The organism is Brucella sp. NBRC 14130, from assembly GCF_040371715.1.
GTDB lineage: Bacteria > Pseudomonadota > Alphaproteobacteria > Rhizobiales > Rhizobiaceae > Brucella > Brucella intermedia.
Genome location: NZ_BAABTE010000027.1, coordinates 1 through 20188, shown reverse-complemented (window position 1 = coordinate 20188; position 20188 = coordinate 1). Strand labels below are relative to the sequence as shown.

The window sequence follows — 20188 nt, the reverse complement described above, 5'->3', positions numbered from 1 at the left end:
CGAGCACGGAGCCAGCCTGCGGCCGTCTCCGCCAATCCCGGTAACGATCGCTTGTCCGGTCGGTGGCTTGCGCCCCCGGCACTGAGGCCCGGCAACGGGCCGCATCATCTCTTTCGCCCCTGACATCGCCGGCCGCCCGGATCAAGGGGCAGGCGCGGCAAGCCGCTTGTCGCGTCGGAAAAAAAACGGCTTTCATCGCTGCGCGCCGAACCTTCCGTTTTTTCCCCGCCACGACCCCTTGACCCGAACGACCGCCGCCATGGGGCGGGCTGCGCCCTCCCCCCTCTGTCCGGGGGAATGTCAGAGGCCATTCCCCCGGAAAGACCGGGAGGCTTCGCCCAAGGGGGCTTCCCCTGCGGGATTTCGGGAAACATGGAGACAGACAATGAGCATCTACACCCAGACCGCCCGTTTCGACACCGGCCGCGCCCTGACCGAAACCGAAATGCGCAGCTTCGCGCCGTCCATCTTTGCCGTGACCGCCCATGAGAGCAGGTCCGAGCGTTTCAAACCCATCCCGACCATCGAGGTGTTGCGCGGCCTCATGAACGAAGGCTTCATGCCGGTCGGCGCCAAACAGTCCCGCAGCCGCACCGAAGGGAAGGCCGATTTTACCAAGCACCTCATTCGCATGCGCCGCGTCGATGACGGCAAGGTCTATAACGTCGGGGATACCGTCTGCGAAATCCTCCTGAAGAACGCCAATGACGGAACCAGCGCCTACGAATTGATGGCCGGGCTTTTCCGCGTCCGCTGCCTCAATTCCCTGGTGACGCAGACCGGCACCATCGACGCCATCAAGGTCCGCCATTCCGGCGACGTGCAGCACAAGGTCATCGAGGGCACCTATCGCGTTCTCGGCGAGGCAGAACGCACCCTTGCCGCCCCGCAAGATTGGTCGACCATGCGCATGAAGCCCGAGGAGGCTCAAATTCTGGCGGATGCCGCCCATGTTCTCCGCTTCGGAGACAATGAAGGCGAGACGACCACGCCGATCAAGCCGGAGCAGTTGCTTGTCCCGCGCCGCCACGACGACCGTGCGAACGATCTTTGGACGACGTGGAACGTGGTGCAGGAAAACGCCATCAAGGGCGGTTTGCGCGGCGTCGGCCGCGACGACCTCGGCAGGCCGCGCCGTACGACGTCCCGCGCGGTCAACGGGATCGATCAGGATATCAAGCTGAACAAGGCCCTTTGGCTGCTTGGCGAGCGGATGGCCGCCCTGAAATCCTGAACGGGACCATAGGAGCGCCGCTGGCAATGGCGGCGCTCGCATCCATCACCACCATATCGGAGGGTAAACCATGAAGCCCGCGCATCCCGTCGTTATCTCCAATTGTCGGGAGATCACTGGCCATGTCCGTCCCATGGCATTGGCCAATGCAATTCATTCTCGCTTTCCCTCGTCCTGGGGCGGCGCATTTTTCATCACCTTGAACAATATCCGCGATTGCATCGAAGCCGGAGACCGATGGTTCGAGGAAGAGGCATCCGGAGGATTCCGGATTTCCACCGATAGCGGCTTTTCCTGCATCGTCCGGGATCGCCTTGCTTTTTGTTCAGTTCCCCATGTGCTCGCCGAACTCGTGACAGGCCGCGAGGATGGAGACCAGCCCGCGACCGTGACAGCACCGAAAGGCGGTGACGCATGAGCTACGCAATTATATGCTTGCTCGATGCACTCCGGCGCGCCGAACGGTTCATGACCGGCTTTGAAGGCGATCCCCTGCAGCATGGCATTGACGATGATCTCGAAGCGATCAGGGCGGCAATCGCCTACCTGGAGGATGGTATCGCCGCCAGTGCCGCATTGAGCGAGCATGCCGGAGGCGATCAGCAATGACCAAGCTTCGCCCCCTGACACCGAAGGAGCACGCCGCCCTTCAGGCTTACGCGCTCGAGAACGGTCGCCGCTGGAAGTCCAAGCTAAATGACGATTGGATGAATGCCCGCACGACCGGCGTCTTGCAAGCGCTGCGCAATTCGCATGGCCCGAACTGGCTGGTGTCCTATTCCTTGTCGAAACCGGCAACGCCATCCGAACGTCCGCCCTTTGCGATCACTGGTGACCGCCGATAATGGCGACATCTACGAAGCTACGAGGGCCTCGAAAAACGAAGCTTGGACGATCACCTATCCCGAAGGGCAGGATCGGTTTGCCGGAACCGAAGCCGAGCTTCGCGCGCATATCAAACGGCTGATTTCCGAGGGGCCGGCGGCGAAAATCGCGCCATAGCCATCACGCCGCGCAGGCAGAACGGATGCCCCGCCGAAAGGAGGGGCGTCCCTTTGCATTTACGGATTGGGAAACTGTTCCGCGCCGGCGGTCGTGTTCCTGTCCCTTGCCGCATCGAGCGGCGCCGGCCAGGACGAGGGGTGCCCCGGAGCCCCACCCCTCGAACTCCCTTCCCGCCCATGGGCCGCTTAGCTTTGGCTCTCGGCCCAGATCTCCGGCCGCCAAGCCTCGATAAGGGCCTCGATCTCTGCTCGATAGTCTTCGGGGTAGAAAGCCTGGGATTGGCGGCCGAGGCAGATGAACATCGTCCCCATATCGGCGGCAATCGCCTGATCGACGCCGAACAGGTCCGCCAGATCGAAGCCGCCAAGGCTGTCGGCATTCCACCATGCCAGAAGAAATGCAGCCACACGCCGGGACTGTCCGGTGTCGCTTCCGGCGATTTACAGGAGCTGCTCGAATGCGGCGCGTTCATGATCGGTCATTGCCATGTCATTCCCCCTACGATCGGTTGACGCCCTTGACCTGGCGGCTGGCCGAAGCTTGCTTGATGACCGTTGCGATCTTTTCCAGGAATGCCGCGCTCACGCTCCCAATAGGCTTGGTCGAGTCGAAATCGAATGCCTTGTCGAGTTCCACACGATTGTATTCATCGACAAGCCCACGCGGCGGCATTCCATTTCCGAGAGCGAAAGGGAAATGCGCTCGCTCCGGGGTTCTTGCGATGTGATCGGGAAGAGATAGACCGCCCCCGGATTTCCGGGCGTGCGCACGACAATGCAGACCGGACGCGCTTTGCGGCCGGATTCCTCGCCCACGCTTGCTTGCCGCGCCCACAGATAATGGAAACGGACGACCTGTCCCCGCTCAAACATCGCGGCCTGCATCGTCGAGGATCGCGTCGATGCCGGTCATCAACTCATCGTGGATTTCGTCGGGCGCATCTTCCAGGCGGTATGCCTTCGCATGTGTCTCGCCCTTCAGGCGCTGATAGGCATCGGCCGTCAAGATCACCAGCTTTTGCTTGCCGCGCTTGGTGAGCGCGACGGGTTCGATAAGGGCGGCTTCGAGGATTTCCCCCGATGCCCGATTCATGTCGGAAAAGGTGAACTGCTTCATCGCCGGCCTCGATTCTGGATGTACCTAATATACGTATTTCATGCGAAATATGCAATGACATAGTTGGTTGGGCCACCGCCCGTTCCGGTCGGCCGCGCTCTATGCGAGCACGGAGCCAGCCGGAGGCCGTCTCCGCCGATCCCGGTAACGATCGCTTGTCCGGTCGGTGGCTTGCGCCCCCGGCACTGAGGCCCGGCAACGGGCCGCGTCATCTCTTTCGCCCCTGACATCGCCGGCCGCCCGGATCAAGGGGCAGGCGCGGCAAGCCGCTTGTCGCGTCGGGAAAAAAACGGCTTTCCGCCTGCGGCCGAACCTTCCGTTTTTTCCCCGCCACGACCCCTTGACCCGAACGACCGCCGCCATGGGGCGGGCTGCGCCCTCCCCCCTCTGTCCGGGGGAATGTCAGAGGCCATTCCCCCGGAAAGACCGGGGAGGCTTCGCCCAAGGGGGCTCCCCTTCGGGAAACGCAAACTCAGGAGACAGACAATGACCGAACTTTCCAACTTCATCCGTTTCAACGAATACGGCACCCTCAGCGGCAATATCGCATCCATCGCCTATGACATCGACGTCGCCGGCGAAGCCTACGCCAGCACCAACAAGGATGCCCCGGTTTACCGCATCTTTGCCAAGTCCCCTCGCGGCCGACGCGTAGAACTCGGCGGTATCTGGAAGAAGAAGAACCAGAACGGCGGCGACTATCTCAGCCTCTCCGTCAGCACGGGCCACGGCAGGCTCAACGCTAATCTTGGCCGGTTCCCCGGTCAGGACGACGAAGACCTCATGGCTGTCATTCCGTGGGATTGATGGCGCGACCGAAACACTGGCCCTGCCCGAAGGGGAGCGATCCCCTTCGGCGTAAGCCGAACCTTCAAGGATGAACTCAGGAGGAGCAAATCGTGGACACGCCGAACACCGACACGATGGGCGATGCGCTGGTGGAGAACGGCTTCGCGCCGAACCTCGCCATTCTAGACATCAACAATTCGCTGGCCGTCCCACATGGCTTCGAGCTGCCCGAGCCGTGGAACCTGCCGTCGCGCATGTTCCGGCATCCCATCGAGGTTTGCCCTCCCGATGGAACGCAGCCGCGCAAAATCGGACTTCGCCATCCCCTGCTGGCCGACCATCCCTATGTGCAGCATGTCGAGGCCCGGTTAGGTTTCAAGATAGACCGAAACGGCGCGCCGAACCGCCACGGCTATTCGTCTGGCCCGACCGCGCGCTGGTGGCACGCCGTCGACCTGATCACGGCGCGGAAATGGCGCGAATTGCTGGCGACGCGGGAGTTCACGGAGCGAGATTGTATCATGCACGCCGTGGCCTTCGGGTGCCGCTATTCCCATCACGAGGACAAAAAGGCGTCGGGCTATATCTCCATCGCCGACGCCCGCAAGGTCATGGGCGCGGTCAGGGCGAGCGAACCCGGCGACCGAAGCGCCACCATCCGCGCTTTCTCTGCCCCGAGCGTCTGCCGTCAGGACAAGGGCAGCGAGCATTGGCCGATCAATACCGGCCGTCTATCCGCCGAGGCCGAGGTTTGGGGAATGATCTTCGGCATCGAGGACGGCTGGTTTCGCTATGACCGTGCCGGTTTCCTCCAGTGGTCTGCGCTGGGTCGGGAGCGTTACGCGGCGGGCGATAGCGCCACCTACATGCAGGCCAGCGGCCAAGCCGCCTTCGCCTTTTGACGATGGCCCGAACGGAAAGGAAATCTCCAGCGAGCAAGCAGACAGTCACCATCATCCAAATATTCCGCGCCGAGCGCCTCATAAACGTCGATGTCGATGCGGCAGATCACGAGAGCGCCATCGAGGGGTTCCAGAATGGTAGCGCCGAGGTTCCAGACTTTGACGATCCAAGGTGGACAACGGAGTGGAATTTGCAAAGCGAGGCCTACGAATGAGCCGCTACACCGTTACCCTCCTGAAAGGCGAGAGAACGGACGCCGAGGCTGTCATCGGCTTCGATCCACCGCTACGCACCTTCTTTCTTCAGGGCTTCGAGAGCGATGACGATTTCGGCACGCCGGAAATCTGGCTCGGTACGCTCTTGGAGGAATTCCCGACCTTGGAAGCGATCGTCGAGGCGGCACGCCGGCAGGGCTACGAGGTCCGCAACCTTGATCACGCCGACATGATTGCGCTTCTGGCGGAGGCGGGCCACGACTATGAGCCATCCATCGCCGAGAAGCTCGGTTTCATCCGGTAGCAAACCCGCCTGCCCCTCCTCCTCCCGACGCGGAGGGGCAGCAGCGCCAGTGACCGCTTCGCACCCGCATCGAGCGGACGCGATGCGGTACGAGAGGAGCCCCAAAACCCCTCCCCTCGCCCTCCCCTTCCCGCCCCGAAAGGCCCTCGCGTCAGGGGACAATACGGATTTCTGTCGCTCTGTTGGTTTTGAGATTTTGTCACAATTCGCACGGGACTGCGCTCTCGGCGCAGTCCCGTCTTGTAATTCCGGCCTATACGCGTTAATTGTGGTTACGTAACCACAATTGTCGGAGGCTTGTTATGGGCATCACCACACTTTCAGGCCGGGAACTCAATCAGGACCTTGGCCGCGCAAAGCGCGCCGCGAACGGGGGCCCTGTCATCATCACCGACAGGGGGCGGCCAGCGCATGTCCTTTTGTCGTTTGACGAGTACAAGCGGCTTACCGGCAAAATGCGGACGCTCGGTGACATGCTGGCCGCGCCGGGAGCGGAAGACGTCGACTTGCCTCTCCCGCAGCGAACAGAGCATGCCCAGCCGGTCGATCTGTCCTGATGCTGTTGCTCGATACCAATGTCGTGTCCGAGCTGCGCAAGGTTGCGAGCGGCAGGGCGCATCCCAACGTCGTGGTCTGGAACGAAACCGTCGATCCGGCCGAAACCTTCATTTCCTCTTTTGTGCTGCACGAACTGGAGATTGGTGTGCGGCTGGTGGAGCATAATGATCCCGCCGCCGGCAAAGTATTGCGCAACTGGCTCGAAAACATCGTCCTCACGACGTTTGAAGGCCGTATCCTGCCTCTGGACGAGGCGGCGGCCGTTCAGGCGGCCCGATGGCATGTGCCTGATCCAAAGCCTATCAACGACGCCTATATCGCGGCGACGGCGTTCACCCGTCGCATGACCCTGGTGACGCGCAATGTGAGGGATTTCGACGGCATGGGTGTCGCGCTCGTCAATCCGTGGGACCTCTCGGAATAGCATTCCGACGATTCGGTCCCGCCGTCATGTTCAGCGGTGGAAAGAGATTCTGAAATCGATTCATGCTTTCGCTTCCAACCAACACGGTTGGCTGTAGCCCTGCGCCTGGAACGTGTTCGATCCTTTGATCCAACCACGCGCCTATGCGCGGTGCTGCAATCGGTTTCTGTCAGCCGACACTCTCTTCTTGTTCCGACTGTTTTGCGGTGATGAAGCCCGTTTTCCAGCCGCAGCGCCGTGAGACGGCGCGGCCGCGGCCGCAGCGAACCGGCCGTGCCGGTGAGCGGAGCAGGCGGAGGAAACCCGCGCTCCCCAATAGCGCCGTAGGGTTTTCCGGAGCCTCGTGGGGAACGGGCGTTTTTTCATGATGGTGATTTTCTTCGAAATCCGTATGGGCCACCGCCCGTTCCGGTCGGCCGCGCTCTATGCAGGCACGGAGCCAGCCTTCGGCCGTCTCCGCCGATCCCGGTAACGATCGCTTGTCCGTCGGCGGCTTGCGCCCTCCCCCCTCTGTCCGGGGGAATGTCAGAGGCCATTCCCCCGGAAAGACCGGGGAGGCTTCGCCCAAGGGGGCTTCCCCTGCGGGAGTTCGGGAAACATGGAGACAGAAAATGAGCGCAGTCAAAGCCTTTCTGATCGAGCCAATGGCAGGCACCATTCGTCCGGTGACGATCAACCTTGAGGGCAGCTATGCCGAGATCAAGGATTTCGTGAAATGCGACATGATCGACATCGTCCGGGTGAACGGTCTCGACATTATCGTGGATGACAACGGACTGGGCGACACTGTGCCGTGCCTCACGGAAGTCGCGGGCGCGCCCACGCCGCTGGCCGGAAATCTTCTGGTCACCAAATCCGACAGGCTCGGCGAGCTGGCGGACGTAACCGAGGCTATCGAGGCGGTCGCCGCGCTTTTCGTCATTGCCCGTCCGGTTCTTCGCCCCGTCATCGTGGTGTCAGAGCGCCCCGGTGTCATCGCGGCCGAGATTGCCCGCGTCGAAATCATCCTCGACCGGAGCGCGCCGACGGTTCTGGAGGCCGCCGAGGCTTGAGCGATGAAGGAAGCGGGGCGGCCCTGCCGTCCCGCTCCCCTCCCCGCCAGACGAAGCGATACCGCCGGAGGAACCCGCCATGGATGACCGGGAAGAACTGGAGCGCCTGTTAGGCGAAACCGAATCCCCTACTCTAACCCCCGAAGGTCGATGGCGGGCTGACTATCGCAACGCACAGCGCCAGCGCCGGCTTGCCGGTGTTCAGCCCGATATGTTCGGCCCGCCAGCGACCGAGCATTTCCACCGGAATCCGAAGCCGCCCAAGGCAGAGGATTGGCCGCACGATTATGACATCACGCGGTTTCACGATCTTTCGCCGGACGAGCAGAAACAGCAACTCGTCGCTGATCCCCATACGCCTTGGGCGCGGACGACCCGCAAGGCGCTGACCCCGGAGGAAAAGGCTGCGATGATCGCCAGCGCGGCGAACTGGCTCCGGCTCGGTCAGCGCGTGCGCATCACCGGCACGTCGCCGTCCATCGACGGCGGCAATGAGCGCCGCGTTGGCCGCGTCGGCGTCGTCTGGCGATTGTGCAGCCCGACCTTCGCCGATTACGTCTACATTAATCTCGACCTGGTTGGTCAGGAGCGCAGCGAAAAGGTGATTTTCATCGAATTGCGCGACGTGACGCCGATAGACGACAAAGAGGAATAGTCTGATGGAGAACACGACGAATAGCGCTGCCCGCGACAGAACCACCGAAACGACCGAATTGGAGTTTGCGCAGGCGGTAGCGAAGGAAATCGTCCGGCTGAAGGCCGAAGGCTATAGCAAAGCCTATATCTGCGAGAGGAGCTTTGAAATCGAGGACCGGATTCGCCAGCGCCTTGTTTGACGGCCTTGACGCGGAGGGCATGGCCGGCTCGGGAGACGGGGCCAGCCCATCCATGCAGCGTGCCTGGCCCTTACCGCATCGAGCGGCGCGGGCCAGGACGAGGGGTGCCCCGAAGCCCCACCCCTCGAGCACCCCTGCCCGACCCGGAAAAAAGCGGAGCGCTGCGAGCGGGGGCAGTCGGTCCCGGCTCGCCCTGCGGGCCGCTATGCTGAGCCTCCTGCGGCTGCCCTCTATCCGCCCTCGCGCGACGAGAATTCCCGAAATCCCGCCTTGCAGGCGGCGCGATGCTGATTTCTCCAATGCTCTCCATCATCCGAGGATCGCGCCTGCTCGTTTCACGTCGCGGCGGCGCGTCCGGTGCGTTGCGCCCTCCCCTCCCCCGACGCAGCGTCGATGCGCTATGCGAGACCGCCGATGAAGCCGCTCAATTCCTTCAGCCGCACCATGGCAAGCCGCATCCGGCCGTTGCAGCCGCGCTTCTTGCAACTCGCCTTCGCTTCGATCTCATCGAGATAGAGCTGCGAGCGGTCCATCTCCGCGCAGATGATGGTGCGATCGATATAGATGAGCCGTCCGCATTTGCGGCAAACCAGCTCAAGCTTTTGATCGTCGGCCAGATCGCGCACCTGGATCGTCGTCTTCCAGTTTCCCATCACCAGAAGTCCTCGGCCGAGGGAATGCGTGTGTAGCTGATCTTGCCGCCGGCATGGCCGCCGGCCGGCGGCTTCCACTCGCCAAGGCTGACGATCGTGCCCGAATAGCGCGTGTTCAGCGTGTCGACGGCACTGTTCACCTTCTCCCATTTCCGCCTGATGGAATCGTCATTGTCGAGCATGTCGATTTGCCGTTCGTCCGCCGGCGAGAGGTCATAGAGAGTGACCCCGACCCGGAAGATGGTCACGCCACGCGGATAATCCCGGCGCACGCGCGCCCAAAGGGAGCGCAGCGCGGACAGGATGGCCTGGTCGTCGTTGACGACGGCCAGATGGTGCTTGCCCATCCACGATCCGTCCGTCACCGACAACCACAGCCAGACGCCGCCGGCATAGAAGTTCTCCCGGCGCAGGCGCCGGGCCGCCTTGGTCAGCAGCAGCCGGGAAATCTCGGATGCGCCGGCGACCGTCCGGCCTTCGGGTGGCAGGACGCGCCCATGCCCGAACATGCCGCGCTTCTGCGGCAGTGCCTGGATGGCATAACCATGCAGCGCGTACCAAAGGCGCTCTCCGTTCACATTGTTCCAGATCTTGCGCATGTGCTTGGCTTCGAGCGCATAAAGCTCCGCGGTGGTGAAGACCCTGTTGCGCGCAAGCCGTCCGATCATGCTTGCGCCGACGCCCGGAATGTCCTTCAGCGCGACGCGCAGCAACGGCGCGGGCATGTCCGACGGTCTCCAGATCGCTAGGCCATTGCCATAGCTGCCCAGTCGCCGGCTCTCCTCCTTGCCCCGCTTGCACGCGATCTTCGCCAACTGGCGGTTCGCCGCGAAACCGATCGAACTCGTGATATACGTCCCGATGTTCGTGGCGATCGCCGCCTTGATCTGGGCGGCCAGCAGCTCGGGGTCGCGCTGGCCGCTTTCGTCGAGGACGCAGGTCAGCTCGTCGATGCTCTTGGCGGTGTCGATGGCGATGACGGTTTCGATCTCGCAGAGCAGCGCATTGTGGGCGCGCCGGTAGAGGTCCGGCTTCTGGGGAACGAGGATCAGGTCGGGACAGACCTGCTTGGCCTCCCGGATCGGCATCACGTTCTTGACGCCGGCGGCCTTGGCTTCCTTTGAGCAGGCGATGACGGCCGTGCGATCCGTCCCGGCGAACGGCACGACGCCGATCGGGCGGCCGCGGAGACGAGGGTCCGCCTGTTGCTCGACCGAGGCAAAAAACCCATCGAAATCAAGGTAAAGCCGCGCGATATCGTCAGGTTTTCGCATGGCCGGCTCCGCAAGAAATATCGGGCGAGCAGGATCGGCCCATGTGCTTATACGCGCATAGGAATAATCGCTCGGGATGGGTACATGTTCCTAGTTTGTCCTGCTTTGGATTTAGAGTCAATCCGTCTCGTTTGTGATCCTGTGGATGGGAGGGGCCACCGCCCGTCCCAGTCGGCCGCGCTCTATGCGAGCACGGAGCCAGCCGGAGGCCGTCTCCGCCGATCCCGGTAACGATCGCTTGTCCGTCGGCGGCTTGCGCCCCCGGCACTGAGGCCCGGCGACGGGCCGCATCATCTCTTTCGCCCCTGACATCGCCGGCCGCCCGGATCAAGGGGCAGGCGCGGCAAGCCGCTTGTCGCGTCGGAAAAAAAACGGCTTTCACCGCTGCGCGCCGAACCTTCCGTTTTTTCCCCGCCACGACCCCTTGACCCGAACGACCGCCGCCGTGGGGCGGGCTGCGCCCTCCCCCCTCTGTCCGGGGGAATGTCAGAGGGGCCTTGTCGCAAATTCTTCAGGTTAACTCGATGTTGACCATGGGGAGAGAAGTTGCCGCTCCTGATATTGCGGAGCGAGCCGATGATTTTGAATACCATTGCCGAAAAGCTGAAGCGCCAGTCGAAGGATGATTTCAAGGGCAGGCATTTCGAGGCCTGGCTGATTGTACAGGCGGTTGCCTGGTACTTGCGCTACCCGCTCAGCTATCGTGACTTGGAAGAGATGTTTCGCGAGCGGGGCTTCGAGGTCGATCATAGCACGATCAACCGCTGGGTATTGGCTTATGCACCTGTCATCGAGAAACGGCTGCGGCAGTTTCGTCGACCCCATTGCGGCTCGGTCCGGATTGATGAGACCTATGTCAAGATCCGCGGCAAATGGCGCTATCTGTACCGAGCCATCGATAAGCATGGCAATCCGGTGGATTTCCTGCTGACCGCTAAGCGCGATCTCGACGCTGCCAAGCGGTTCTTCCGAAAGATGCTTAAAGATGAACCCTTGTTGTCGCCGAACAGGATTGGGACGGACGGGGCCAACACCTTCCCGTCAACGATCAAAACGTCGGTTGATGATGGGCTTCTCCATCCCGATCCCGTGCATTATGTGACCAAACATCTCCAGCAGGGGATTGAGAGCGACCATTTCCGGGTGAAGAAGAACATGCCGAAGATCGGCGGTTTCCAATCCTTTAACACGGCGCGGCGAACCATCGCGGGTTTCGAGGCGATGCTGTGGCTGCGGAAGGGCTTTGGCTTTTCAGGCGGCTGGACCGTCAATGACCAGAATGATTTGCTTGCGCGCCTCTTCGGACTGCAAAAGGTTAACAAAGCATGAAAATACCGGCCTTGGCTGGGTGATAGCTGCCTCCAGAAGTGTTTGCGACACGCCCGTCAGAGGCCATTCCCCCGGAAAGACCGGGGAGGCTTCGCCCAAGGGGGCTTCCCCTTCGGGAAACGGGAAACCAAGGAGACCGACAATGACCGATACCAATGCAGGAACCGAAACCATCATGGTGGCGCTCAACAAGCTGGACCGCGACCCTCTGAACGTGCGCAAGACCTATAGCAAGGAAGGCATCGAGGAGCTGGCCGCGACCATTCGCGGTGACGGCTACCGTATTCTGCAGAACCTCGTCGTCCGCAAAGGCGACAAACGGGGTCGCTTCTTCGTGACAGCCGGCGGTCGGCGCCATGCCGCGCTCGACCTTCTGGCCGAGGCGGGCGAGATTGCGAAGGATTTCGCGGTCGAATGCAAGGAGCGCAGCGCCGCCGAGGCGACCGAAATCAGCCTCATCGAAAACACGCAGCGGGAAGCCATGCACCCGGTCGATGAATATGAGGCGTTCCGCGTCATGGCCGATGCCGGAAAGTCCGTCGAGGATATCGCCGCCCGTTTCGGCACCACCGAAGTCATGGTGCGCAAGCGCCTCGCCCTGGGCCGTGTCGCCCCTGCCCTGCTCGAACTTTACCGCAACGAAAATATCAGCTTCCAGCAGCTTACCGCCTTCACCGTGTCCGGCGATCACGAAAGGCAGGTGGAAGTCTGGAATAGCTTGCCGTCGTGGAATTGCGATCACCGCGCCATTCGTGCGGCTCTGCAAGGCGAAGCCTTAAAGGCCACGGACAAGCGCGTGAAATTCATCGGCGGGCTCGACGCCTATGAAGCCGCTGGTGGAGCCGTCAAGCGCGATCTCTTCGATGAGCAGAACGGCGGCTACGCGCTAGACGTCGCTCTTGTCGAAAAGCTTGTCGGCGACCGGCTTGAAGCCGAGGCCGAAACAGTTCGCCGGGAAGGCTGGAAATGGGTGGAGGTCGTGCCGGTCATCCCGGACGAAGCCCATCGCATGCACCGGGTTTATCCCACCGACGTTCCGTTGACAGACGACGAACAGGCCGAGGAGGAACGGCTGGAAGACGAACATGACGAGCTGGCGGAGCAGATCGAGGCAGGGGTGGCCGACGGCGAGGCCGAGCCGCGCATCGAAACCATTCGGGCGAGGCTGGCGGTTCTATCGACGGCGCAGGAAGCCTACACCTCGGAGGACATCGCCAAGGCCGGTTGCTATGTCACGATGGACTATTACGGCAACGTCGAAATCGAGCGCGGTCTTGTCCGGCCCGATGATGAAGTCGAGGCCGGAGACGAGGGGGAAGACGGCGACGAAAGCGCCGAAGGCGATAACGAGGAGACGGAAGCAGGTGAGATGACGGTTGCGCAGCAGCCCGAACAGCGCCCCGAACCGACGTTCAAAATACCTGCCCTGCTTGTGCAGGAGCTTACGGCGCAGAAGACCGCCGCCATCCGGGCCGAGCTTGCGCATAATCCGGACGTCGCCCTCGCCGTCGTGGTGCATGCCATGCTGGTGAACCTCTTCGGCAACTACGGCGGCAATGAGTACACGTCCCTTGAGGTAACGGTGAAAAGCGAAAGGCTGGAAAACAGCATTGCCAATCCAGCGGAGTGCAAGGGCATCGTGGCGCTGGACGAACTCAAGGAAAACTACGGGCATACCATTCCGGGCAAGCCGAGCGATCTTCTGGAATGGTGCCTTGAGCAGCCGACGTCAACGCTCCTCGACCTCCTGGCCTATGCGGCGGCAAAGTCCGTCAATGCCGTGCAACACCCGCACTATGAGCGGAAGTCGCAGCGCGCCCATGCCGAACGGCTGGCACAGGCCCTCAAGATCGACATGACGCAGTGGTACGAACCGACCGGCGAAAACTACTTCGGCCGGATCAGCAAGATCGGGATCAAGCAGGCGGTCACCGAAGCCGCTGGCGAGGATTACGCGCTCGGCGTTCCCGGCATGGAGAAGGCGAAAGCCGTGGAATATGCCGAACGGAAGATCACCGGAACCGGATGGCTGCCCGCGCCGGTGCGGATTGCTCTCACGGCCGAGCAGGAGCGCGAGCGGATGACGGAGGCCGATGGCGAAGATGACGGCGTTTGCCCGTTCGACATCGAGGACAAGCCGAACGCCGAACACCAGCAGTTCCCCGAAGCAGCCGAGTAATCGGTTGCGGCAGGTCGCGCCAGTCTCCGGCGCGGCCTGTTCCCCCCGCTGAATTCCCAAAACAAGCCGCAACGAAACGCCGGGCATGGCCCCGGCGATTGGCGACGTGCGCCCTGCGGCCCGGCCCGGACAGGTGATCCCATGACCTCCCCCCGTCTCAATTCCATCGTGAAGCTGTTTGAAACCTGCCGCTACAAGCATGATCTCTACACCGTCTTTGGCGACTGGTGCGAATGCTCCGCGATATCCATGAGCAATGCCGTCGATCTGGCGAACTTCGAGAAGCGCGAGGCTCGCTATGTCGAAATCGCTCGAAAATACGGGAGCGAAACCATGGCGACATTCTCGAAAATATTCGGTGAAGTGGTCATGGCGCTGGAGGAAAAGCCGCAGGACATCTTGGGCATGACGTTCCATGCGCTCGAATTGCACAACAAGGCGAGGGGGCAATTCTTCACGCCGTATCCCATCTGCCAATTGATGGCCCGCATCATCGCCGGGGGTGCCGAGGAAATGCAGCAGGCGATTGCCAAGCGCGGCTTCATGCTTGCGCAGGAACCCGCCGTAGGGAGCGGCGCAATGATCGTCGCGCTTGCCGAGGCCATCCTTGAAGCGGGTTTCAACTACCAGCAGCTTCTCCATGTGACCGCCGTGGACATCGACCCGCGCGCCGTCCACATGGCCTATATCCAGTTTTCGCTCCTGCATATTCCGGCGACCGTCATCGTGGGCGACAGCCTGGCAATGCGGTTTCGGGAGGAATGGCACACGATGGCCCATGTCATGGGCGGGTGGTCTGCCAAGTTGCGGCGCGCAAGAGAAAACGCCGGGGCAGGGGAGGGGCAACCGGAGGCGGCTCCTCCTGTTGCTGTGCCGCGCCGGGCTGCGGTGGTCGCGGGTGGTTCCGCCGCACCGAAGCAAGCAACATCCGCGCCGGTCATTGAGAGGAATGGGCAACTGCGCCTGTTCTAAATTGCAGGGTACAGGCTAGAAGCTCCGACCGGATTGACCGGCCAGAGCTTCTTTGAGAGGGGGGCTGGCCGGCCCCTCTCAATCTCTCCCCCATGAGGGGGCAGGGCAGAGCCCCGCCCCCTTCAAAACCCCCACCCATGAAGGGGGTGGACCACCCCCTCCAAACCTCCCCGGCCCATGCGGTCGCGGCCCCTGATCGGGGCCGCGGACTCATCTCTCTCTCTCTGAATTCCTAGTGTCGCATTCGCCCCTGCGCCGTAAAGGACGGGCGGTTCCCCCATGTGTGGACGGCCCGTGGAATGCAAGACTTTTGCTTGTAAGCGACCAATTAGGTTCAGTCATGTGTCCGGCCTATAATCGTGGCATCAACGCCACTGGCCCTGATGAGATCCGCAGACGGAGAGCCAATCAAATTGTCGCGCTCGAGGCGCTGGGGGAACCCCGGCTTTCCTCCGTCCCCGGTCTAACCGGTTCGCCATCAAACTAAGTCCTTCACTCCTCCATCCGGCCACACTTGGGCCGAATGGATCTTTTCAGGCGGTGGCAAAACGATAGTTTTCCCTCCGCCTGAGTATTGCCCACGCGATGCGTGCGGTTTTGTTTGCGATCGCTACCGAAACCAGCTTGGCGGGCTTGCGATCTAACAAGCGAGCGATCCAGGGAAATGACGCAGCGTCAAGACGGGCTCTGCGCACGACGGCGGTGGCGCCGACTACCAGCAACCGTCGGATCGTGCGATCGCCTTGTTTGCTTATCCGGCCAAGCCTCTCCTTCCCACCGCTACTGTTTTGTCGTGGGGTCAATCCAAGCCAGGCTGCGAACTGACGGCCAGATTTGAACTCGGTGGCGTCACCGACCGAAGCTGCGATCGCCGCTGCCGTTAGGAAACCGACGCCGGGAATGGTCATCAAACGCCGGGCAGCCGCTTCGTTGCGGCACCACCGCAATATAATCCTATCGAGTTCAGCGATCTTGTGGGTCAGCTCCTCCAATTGCTTCCTTATGTGTTCGAACGGTTGCCAGGAGGGCTCTGGAAGGAATTCCTGGGCAGCGCTCAGCGCTTCAATTGCCGCTCTCAAGCCTAATCTTCCTTGCGACGTGACAATCCCGAATTCCGCGAGATGCCCACGCAAGGCGTTGATAAGAGCGGTCCGCTGCCGCACCAGCAGATCCCGCGTCTTATGCTGCATCAGGAGTGCCTGACGCTCACAGCTCTTCACGGGAACGAAACGCATCGTGGGACGAGTCACGGCTTCGCAAATGGCCTCGGCATCCGCCGCATCATTCTTGCCGCGCTTGACGTAGGGCTTCACATAAGCTGGCGGCATTAGCTTGACCTCGAAGCCCAGGCGGACGAGCTCACGTGCCCAATAGTGTGACGTCGAACATGCTTCCATGCCGACAAGGCAGCGGGGCAGGTGCTCGAAGAATTGTAGAAGCTGATTCCGGCGGAGCTGGCGACGGATGATGACATCGCCGGCTTCATCGACAGCATGTAGCTGGAAAACATTCTTGGCCAGATCGAGGCCGATAACACTTATCTTCTCAAAAGCCATGACGTGGTTCCTTGTCCGAATTGTGCCGACTGAGAATAGCACCTTTGCGCTGAGGTCTCGGAGGGCCGTCCACATCATCAAAATGCTGACGCATTTCGGCTCCCCCACCCGCCGCCTTCGGCGGTCGCTGCGCGCTCCTTGACCGCTTGGGTCGCCAATGCGGTCACCTTTTCGTCAGAGCGAAAAGGAGGCTTCTATGACAGAACGGAAAATCACCGTTATCGACGGCGGCAGCGCAGAATACTGGAGGCAGCGGAAGGATGGCTTCCGGCTGATCCACGAAGCAGAGCGTGCTGCGGAGCGACTGGCTGATGCACCGATGTATCTTCACGGCGGCTACGACGAGGATGGAGACGTGATCGCCATAGAAAATCTCGGACCCGATGATGACATGGCGGATGCGATCCGGGCGATCGAGGGGAACGAGACTGCCGTGAGCATCCTGGTGGCGCAAGGTCGCACCAAGATAGGCAACTGCGAGATCAGGGCAGTGATAAATGCGATGGCGCCCGATTATGATGGCATCGAGGATCCGGAACGCAATCCGCTCTGGGGGCCGGACACCGACTGAGATGTAGGCGAAAGGCGGCTGCGGCCGCCTTTCGCCTTTACCTCGAATTGTGAGCCTGGTCAGCCGGTTTGACCGGCCGACCAGGCTGATGAAAGAGGGGCAAGCCCCCCTCTCAACACTCACCCCATGGAGGAAGGGGCAAGCCCCCTCCTCCAAACCGCCTCCCGAAGGGAAGGGCAAGCCCCTCCCTTGAACCCACCCCATGGGGAAAGGGGACGGTTCCCTCCTCCCTTTCCCCAAACCCCTATCCCTCTCCCTTGAGGGCCGCTTGTAATGGCGACTGCGCAGACCCCTTAATTTTCAGGCGTTTTGGCGAGTTGCCACATGGCAACTCCGTCTGAAAATACCTCGAAAACAGGAGCGCTCATTGCATGGCGACGATCAGTAAATCGCGTTAAGGTTTTGTTAACCCTATTCTCCTTGCCAACGATTGCGACTCGGAGCATTCTCGCCTACGACTTATTCGCCCACTTTGGAGAATTTTCGTAGTTATGTTGAAGGCTCGTAGTCAAGCCGCCGTGACAGAGGCACCGAAGCCCTTGATGACCGATGTCATCGCGGGGGATGGTGCTGCGCTTTCCGAAGAGCTACTTGCCATGCGCAAAGCGCTTTTCCCACCGGTGTCGAAAAAGACGCTCCGGTCCTTTTCCTCCGTGGAATCTGCGAAGCTCATCGGCATCGGCGATGCCTACCTTCGTCAGCTTTCCTTGAGCGGTAAGGGGCCTCAGCCCAGTATCGGTTCTGGCGGCAGACGATGGTACAGCCTTGACCAGATTAACCAGATTCGTGCCGTCCTGGACGAAAATTCCAAGAGCAAGAATTACATTCCCCGGCGTCGGCCGGGCGAGCATTGCCAAGTCATGGCCGTCGTCAATTTCAAAGGCGGAAGCGGGAAGACGACCACTGCTGCTCATCTCGCCCAATATCTCGCGCTCCAAGGATATCGGGTTCTGGCTGTCGACCTCGATCCGCAAGCCTCCATGACTGCCCTGCATGGATATCAGCCCGAATATGACGTCGAGGCGAACGAGACCATGTACGCCGCAATCCGTTACGACGAAAAACGGCGCCCCCTCGCGGAGATTATCAAGCCCACCTACTTCACCGGGCTTGATCTTGTTCCGGGCAATCTGGAGCTTATGGAATATGAGCACGATACTCCGCGAGCGCTTGCAGAGCGTTCCACGGAGCCCTTTTTTGGGCGCGTTGCATCGGCGCTTGGTTCCGTGGAGGACCGATACGACGTGATGGTGCTCGATTGCCCGCCCCAACTCGGCTTTCTGACACTCGGCGCGCTTTGCGCATCCACGGGATTGTTGATCACTGCCCATCCGCAGATGCTGGACGTCATGTCGATGTGCCAGTTCCTCCTCATGACCTCTGACCTCCTCGGTGTGGTGCAGGACGCCGGCGGGGATCTCGACTACGACTTCATCCGCTATGTCGTTACGCGCTACGAACCGTCTGATGGTCCCCAGGCGCAGATGGTTGGTTTCATGAGGTCGCTTTTTCGCGAAAGGGTGCTCACCAGCACGATGTTGAAATCGACGGCGATTTCCGACGCTGGGTTGTCGAAGCAGTCCCTATACGAGGTCGGCCGCGAGAATTTTGCCAAGACGACATATGACAGAGCGATCGAGTCGCTCGACGCCGTCAATGGGGAAATCGAGAGCCTGATGAAGCAGGCTTGGGGGAGGGCGACATGAGCCGCAAGGATACGCTCAAAGCCATGCTTTCCAGGCGAGACAGCGAGTTGCCACATGGCAACTCCGAAGTCGACGAGCAGGAAGCGGAAATGGCTCCGGAGAAGAAACTTCAGCACATCCGATCCGGTGCGGTTGGCGCGATGGGCCGATCGCTCGGCAATATCGTGAGTGCCGCCGATCAGGCGCGTGCTCTGATCGCAGAGGGAGCAGCGGTTGTCGATATTTCCCCAGATAAGATCGACAGCTCATTTGTGGCCGATCGTCTTCCGGATGACGGTGAGGGGTTCAAGGAACTGCTTGAAGCGATCCGCCAGTCCGGCCAGAGGAGCCCGGTCTTGTTGCGGCCGCATCCTGAAAAGGCTGACCGATACCAGATCGTGTTTGGCCATAGGCGTGTGCGTGTAGCGGCAACGCTCAGTCGCCCCGTCAAGGCGGTCGTACAATACCTTTCCGATGAAGAGTTGGTTGTTGCGCAAGGTCAGGAAAACGCATCCCGGACGGACCTTAGCTATATCGAGCGTGGCCTGTTTGCTGTTGCTCTCGAAGAGCGAGGGTTCGACCGCCAGGTGATCATGTCTGCGTTGGGGATGGAGAAAACGCAGCTCTCGAAGCTCATGAGCGTAGCTCATTCCGTACCCAGGCCGATCATCGAGGCAATCGGCCCCGCCCCAAAAGCCGGGCGGCCGCGCTGGATGGGATTGGCAGAGAAGCTCGCCGCAAGCAAGCCTAAGGCCCTTGACGCTCTTCTTCAGAGCCGGGAATTCCGTGCGGCTGATACCGATGACCGCTTTGCGCAGGTGATGGATGCACTCACCGCAAAGCGCAAGGGGAGCAAACCCGAGACGATCAAGTCAGAAAGCGGGCAGAGGCTTGCGACTGTGCAGCGATCTGCCAAGGCCCTCAATGTGAGTTTCGATGAGAAAACCGCGCCGGCTTTCGGCGATTATGTGATCCGCAAACTTGAGCAGCTTCATCGCGAGTATCAGGCTTCGATGGAGAGCTGATAGGTTTTGATGTTTTGACGTAGGACTGGATGGAAAGGATCGAACCGCAAAAGAAAAAGGCCCCCAATCGGTAACCCGTGGAAGCCTTCCTCGTATTCTGTAGCAAGATCGAGAATCGCATTTCCACGAATCACAGTCAAGAGTCTTTGGCACCGTTTTGGTGAGTGGATTTCTTTTGCCTTTTGAGAGGTGAAGGAAAATGCAGATAGGACGTGTAACAACGCCCCACGGGCGGCCGATGACGCTTGCCTTGGTGAAAGGCCAGCTCGAAACGGCTGATCGCGGCCCGAGCAAGGCGGTCAACAAATGGAAGGTCTTCAACGACATCGGCGAGACGAAGGACAGCTTCGCCTTGCAGGACCGTTCAATCACGGTTCTGCAGGCGTCACGACACGAAAGTGGTGAATCTGTCCGACTTTTGAGAACGTATGAAGAACTCACGCCGGCTTGACGGTAGATGCGGGGGATTTTTCGGCTTTGAGGGCCTCGTAGAGCGCGGTCTTTCCGA

General features: G+C 61.0%; 27 protein-coding genes. 20 read left to right on the top strand and 7 right to left on the bottom strand.

Features of this window, described 5'->3' with window-relative positions:
* Positions 1 to 385: 385 nt before the first annotated feature.
* The 5 genes from ABWW28_RS26260 (at position 386) to ABWW28_RS26240 (ending at position 2236) form a co-directional block, all read left to right on the top strand.
* Positions 386 to 1234, top strand: a complete 849-nt coding sequence (locus ABWW28_RS26260; protein WP_353392766.1) for a DUF932 domain-containing protein — start codon at positions 386 to 388, stop codon at positions 1232 to 1234.
* Between the two features lie 70 nt (positions 1235 to 1304).
* Complete coding sequence (locus ABWW28_RS26255) at positions 1305 to 1652, top strand: hypothetical protein (protein ID WP_353392764.1); 348 nt, start codon at positions 1305 to 1307, stop codon at positions 1650 to 1652.
* On the top strand, positions 1649 to 1843 hold the full coding sequence (locus tag ABWW28_RS26250) for a hypothetical protein (protein ID WP_353392762.1): 195 nt from the start codon (positions 1649 to 1651) through the stop codon (positions 1841 to 1843). The genes ABWW28_RS26255 and ABWW28_RS26250 overlap by 4 nt, the downstream gene beginning before the upstream one ends.
* Entirely contained in the window at positions 1840 to 2079 is a 240-nt protein-coding gene (locus tag ABWW28_RS26245) for a hypothetical protein (protein ID WP_353392760.1), read from the top strand. Before ABWW28_RS26250 ends, ABWW28_RS26245 begins: the two co-directional genes overlap by 4 nt.
* The gene (locus ABWW28_RS26240) at positions 2066 to 2236 is read left to right on the top strand and encodes a hypothetical protein (protein WP_353392758.1); all 171 of its coding nucleotides are present in this window, start codon (positions 2066 to 2068) and stop codon (positions 2234 to 2236) included. The genes ABWW28_RS26245 and ABWW28_RS26240 overlap by 14 nt, the downstream gene beginning before the upstream one ends.
* Positions 2237 to 2424: 188 nt before the next feature.
* Here the strand turns inward: ABWW28_RS26240 and ABWW28_RS26235 are convergent, their stop codons facing one another.
* The 3 genes from ABWW28_RS26235 to ABWW28_RS26225 form a co-directional block, all read right to left on the bottom strand.
* On the bottom strand, positions 2425 to 2646 hold the full coding sequence (locus ABWW28_RS26235) for a DUF7673 family protein (RefSeq protein ID WP_353392756.1): 222 nt from the start codon (positions 2644 to 2646) through the stop codon (positions 2425 to 2427).
* A gap of 91 nt (positions 2647 to 2737) precedes the next feature.
* Complete coding sequence (locus ABWW28_RS26230; RefSeq protein WP_353392754.1) at positions 2738 to 2911, bottom strand: hypothetical protein; 174 nt, start codon at positions 2909 to 2911, stop codon at positions 2738 to 2740.
* A 192-nt stretch (positions 2912 to 3103) separates the two neighbouring features.
* Complete coding sequence (locus ABWW28_RS26225) at positions 3104 to 3355, bottom strand: type II toxin-antitoxin system Phd/YefM family antitoxin (protein ID WP_050747013.1); 252 nt, start codon at positions 3353 to 3355, stop codon at positions 3104 to 3106.
* A 486-nt stretch (positions 3356 to 3841) separates the two neighbouring features.
* On the opposite strand from ABWW28_RS26225, the gene ABWW28_RS26220 reads away from it, so the two are divergent.
* The 5 genes from ABWW28_RS26220 (at position 3842) to ABWW28_RS26200 (ending at position 6548) form a co-directional block, all read left to right on the top strand.
* Positions 3842 to 4162, top strand: a complete 321-nt coding sequence (locus ABWW28_RS26220; protein WP_353392752.1) for a DUF736 family protein — start codon at positions 3842 to 3844, stop codon at positions 4160 to 4162.
* A gap of 92 nt (positions 4163 to 4254) precedes the next feature.
* On the top strand, positions 4255 to 5046 hold the full coding sequence (locus ABWW28_RS26215; protein WP_353392750.1) for a hypothetical protein: 792 nt from the start codon (positions 4255 to 4257) through the stop codon (positions 5044 to 5046).
* 211 nt (positions 5047 to 5257) lie between these two features.
* Positions 5258 to 5566, top strand: a complete 309-nt coding sequence (locus tag ABWW28_RS26210; protein ID WP_353392748.1) for a hypothetical protein — start codon at positions 5258 to 5260, stop codon at positions 5564 to 5566.
* A 302-nt stretch (positions 5567 to 5868) separates the two neighbouring features.
* Entirely contained in the window at positions 5869 to 6123 is a 255-nt protein-coding gene (locus ABWW28_RS26205; protein WP_256121134.1) for a type II toxin-antitoxin system Phd/YefM family antitoxin, read from the top strand.
* Positions 6123 to 6548, top strand: a complete 426-nt coding sequence (locus ABWW28_RS26200; protein WP_353392746.1) for a type II toxin-antitoxin system VapC family toxin — start codon at positions 6123 to 6125, stop codon at positions 6546 to 6548. The genes ABWW28_RS26205 and ABWW28_RS26200 overlap by 1 nt, the downstream gene beginning before the upstream one ends.
* Positions 6549 to 6717: 169 nt before the next feature.
* Here the strand turns inward: ABWW28_RS26200 and ABWW28_RS26195 are convergent, their stop codons facing one another.
* On the bottom strand, positions 6718 to 6948 hold the full coding sequence (locus tag ABWW28_RS26195) for a hypothetical protein (RefSeq protein WP_353392744.1): 231 nt from the start codon (positions 6946 to 6948) through the stop codon (positions 6718 to 6720).
* Between the two features lie 211 nt (positions 6949 to 7159).
* On the opposite strand from ABWW28_RS26195, the gene ABWW28_RS26190 reads away from it, so the two are divergent.
* The 3 genes from ABWW28_RS26190 (at position 7160) to ABWW28_RS26180 (ending at position 8436) form a co-directional block, all read left to right on the top strand.
* Positions 7160 to 7600, top strand: coding sequence for a DUF3846 domain-containing protein (locus ABWW28_RS26190; RefSeq protein WP_353392742.1), 441 nt, complete (start codon positions 7160 to 7162; stop codon positions 7598 to 7600).
* Between the two features lie 79 nt (positions 7601 to 7679).
* Positions 7680 to 8255, top strand: coding sequence for a hypothetical protein (locus ABWW28_RS26185; RefSeq protein WP_353392740.1), 576 nt, complete (start codon positions 7680 to 7682; stop codon positions 8253 to 8255).
* Positions 8256 to 8259: 4 nt separating this feature from the next.
* Entirely contained in the window at positions 8260 to 8436 is a 177-nt protein-coding gene (locus ABWW28_RS26180) for a hypothetical protein (protein ID WP_165909487.1), read from the top strand.
* 398 nt (positions 8437 to 8834) lie between these two features.
* Here the strand turns inward: ABWW28_RS26180 and ABWW28_RS26175 are convergent, their stop codons facing one another.
* Positions 8835 to 9089, bottom strand: coding sequence for a hypothetical protein (locus ABWW28_RS26175; protein ID WP_130520888.1), 255 nt, complete (start codon positions 9087 to 9089; stop codon positions 8835 to 8837).
* The gene (locus ABWW28_RS26170; RefSeq protein ID WP_353392738.1) at positions 9089 to 10363 is read right to left on the bottom strand and encodes a Y-family DNA polymerase; all 1275 of its coding nucleotides are present in this window, start codon (positions 10361 to 10363) and stop codon (positions 9089 to 9091) included. The genes ABWW28_RS26175 and ABWW28_RS26170 overlap by 1 nt, the downstream gene beginning before the upstream one ends.
* 576 nt (positions 10364 to 10939) lie before the next feature.
* On the opposite strand from ABWW28_RS26170, the gene ABWW28_RS26165 reads away from it, so the two are divergent.
* The 3 genes from ABWW28_RS26165 to ABWW28_RS26155 all read left to right on the top strand — a co-directional run bounded on the left by ABWW28_RS26165 (position 10940) and on the right by ABWW28_RS26155 (position 14843).
* Positions 10940 to 11692, top strand: coding sequence for an IS6 family transposase (locus ABWW28_RS26165; RefSeq protein ID WP_000602738.1), 753 nt, complete (start codon positions 10940 to 10942; stop codon positions 11690 to 11692).
* A gap of 142 nt (positions 11693 to 11834) precedes the next feature.
* Entirely contained in the window at positions 11835 to 13871 is a 2037-nt protein-coding gene (locus ABWW28_RS26160; RefSeq protein ID WP_130520891.1) for a ParB N-terminal domain-containing protein, read from the top strand.
* A 141-nt stretch (positions 13872 to 14012) separates the two neighbouring features.
* Positions 14013 to 14843, top strand: coding sequence for an N-6 DNA methylase (locus tag ABWW28_RS26155; protein WP_353392735.1), 831 nt, complete (start codon positions 14013 to 14015; stop codon positions 14841 to 14843).
* Positions 14844 to 15376: 533 nt separating this feature from the next.
* Here ABWW28_RS26155 and ABWW28_RS26150 read toward each other — a convergent pair.
* Complete coding sequence (locus tag ABWW28_RS26150) at positions 15377 to 16399, bottom strand: IS110 family RNA-guided transposase (RefSeq protein WP_050746837.1); 1023 nt, start codon at positions 16397 to 16399, stop codon at positions 15377 to 15379.
* 196 nt (positions 16400 to 16595) lie between these two features.
* Here ABWW28_RS26150 and ABWW28_RS26145 point away from each other — a divergent pair, with 196 nt between their 5' ends.
* The 4 genes from ABWW28_RS26145 to ABWW28_RS26130 all read left to right on the top strand — a co-directional run bounded on the left by ABWW28_RS26145 (position 16596) and on the right by ABWW28_RS26130 (position 20131).
* Complete coding sequence (locus ABWW28_RS26145; RefSeq protein ID WP_353392733.1) at positions 16596 to 16970, top strand: hypothetical protein; 375 nt, start codon at positions 16596 to 16598, stop codon at positions 16968 to 16970.
* 542 nt (positions 16971 to 17512) lie between these two features.
* On the top strand, positions 17513 to 18676 hold the full coding sequence (repA, locus tag ABWW28_RS26140; protein ID WP_353392731.1) for a plasmid partitioning protein RepA: 1164 nt from the start codon (positions 17513 to 17515) through the stop codon (positions 18674 to 18676).
* Complete coding sequence (repB, locus tag ABWW28_RS26135) at positions 18673 to 19680, top strand: plasmid partitioning protein RepB (RefSeq protein ID WP_353392730.1); 1008 nt, start codon at positions 18673 to 18675, stop codon at positions 19678 to 19680. The genes repA and repB overlap by 4 nt, the downstream gene beginning before the upstream one ends.
* 199 nt (positions 19681 to 19879) lie before the next feature.
* Positions 19880 to 20131: a helix-turn-helix domain-containing protein gene (locus tag ABWW28_RS26130; RefSeq protein ID WP_353392728.1), complete on the top strand. Its 252-nt coding sequence runs from the start codon at positions 19880 to 19882 to the stop codon at positions 20129 to 20131.
* The last annotated feature ends 57 nt before the right edge of the window (positions 20132 to 20188 follow it).

Bases quoted from the DNA above. Each gene is read 5' to 3' on its own strand.
- ABWW28_RS26260 (WP_353392766.1), top strand. From the start codon at position 386: ATGAGCATCTACACCCAGACCGCCCGTTTCGACACCGGCCGCGCCCTG.
- ABWW28_RS26255 (WP_353392764.1), top strand. From the start codon at position 1,305: ATGAAGCCCGCGCATCCCGTCGTTATCTCCAATTGTCGGGAGATCACT.
- ABWW28_RS26250 (WP_353392762.1), top strand. From the start codon at position 1,649: ATGAGCTACGCAATTATATGCTTGCTCGATGCACTCCGGCGCGCCGAA.
- ABWW28_RS26245 (WP_353392760.1), top strand. From the start codon at position 1,840: ATGACCAAGCTTCGCCCCCTGACACCGAAGGAGCACGCCGCCCTTCAG.
- ABWW28_RS26230 (WP_353392754.1), bottom strand. From the start codon at position 2,911: ATGCCGCCGCGTGGGCTTGTCGATGAATACAATCGTGTGGAACTCGAC.
- ABWW28_RS26225 (WP_050747013.1), bottom strand. From the start codon at position 3,355: ATGAAGCAGTTCACCTTTTCCGACATGAATCGGGCATCGGGGGAAATC.
- ABWW28_RS26220 (WP_353392752.1), top strand. From the start codon at position 3,842: ATGACCGAACTTTCCAACTTCATCCGTTTCAACGAATACGGCACCCTC.
- ABWW28_RS26210 (WP_353392748.1), top strand. From the start codon at position 5,258: ATGAGCCGCTACACCGTTACCCTCCTGAAAGGCGAGAGAACGGACGCC.
- ABWW28_RS26205 (WP_256121134.1), top strand. From the start codon at position 5,869: ATGGGCATCACCACACTTTCAGGCCGGGAACTCAATCAGGACCTTGGC.
- ABWW28_RS26200 (WP_353392746.1), top strand. From the start codon at position 6,123: ATGCTGTTGCTCGATACCAATGTCGTGTCCGAGCTGCGCAAGGTTGCG.
- ABWW28_RS26190 (WP_353392742.1), top strand. From the start codon at position 7,160: ATGAGCGCAGTCAAAGCCTTTCTGATCGAGCCAATGGCAGGCACCATT.
- ABWW28_RS26185 (WP_353392740.1), top strand. From the start codon at position 7,680: ATGGATGACCGGGAAGAACTGGAGCGCCTGTTAGGCGAAACCGAATCC.
- ABWW28_RS26180 (WP_165909487.1), top strand. From the start codon at position 8,260: ATGGAGAACACGACGAATAGCGCTGCCCGCGACAGAACCACCGAAACG.
- ABWW28_RS26175 (WP_130520888.1), bottom strand. From the start codon at position 9,089: ATGGGAAACTGGAAGACGACGATCCAGGTGCGCGATCTGGCCGACGAT.
- ABWW28_RS26170 (WP_353392738.1), bottom strand. From the start codon at position 10,363: ATGCGAAAACCTGACGATATCGCGCGGCTTTACCTTGATTTCGATGGG.
- ABWW28_RS26165 (WP_000602738.1), top strand. From the start codon at position 10,940: ATGATTTTGAATACCATTGCCGAAAAGCTGAAGCGCCAGTCGAAGGAT.
- ABWW28_RS26160 (WP_130520891.1), top strand. From the start codon at position 11,835: ATGACCGATACCAATGCAGGAACCGAAACCATCATGGTGGCGCTCAAC.
- ABWW28_RS26155 (WP_353392735.1), top strand. From the start codon at position 14,013: ATGACCTCCCCCCGTCTCAATTCCATCGTGAAGCTGTTTGAAACCTGC.
- ABWW28_RS26150 (WP_050746837.1), bottom strand. From the start codon at position 16,399: ATGGCTTTTGAGAAGATAAGTGTTATCGGCCTCGATCTGGCCAAGAAT.
- ABWW28_RS26145 (WP_353392733.1), top strand. From the start codon at position 16,596: ATGACAGAACGGAAAATCACCGTTATCGACGGCGGCAGCGCAGAATAC.
- repA (WP_353392731.1), top strand. From the start codon at position 17,513: ATGACCGATGTCATCGCGGGGGATGGTGCTGCGCTTTCCGAAGAGCTA.
- repB (WP_353392730.1), top strand. From the start codon at position 18,673: ATGAGCCGCAAGGATACGCTCAAAGCCATGCTTTCCAGGCGAGACAGC.
- ABWW28_RS26130 (WP_353392728.1), top strand. From the start codon at position 19,880: ATGCAGATAGGACGTGTAACAACGCCCCACGGGCGGCCGATGACGCTT.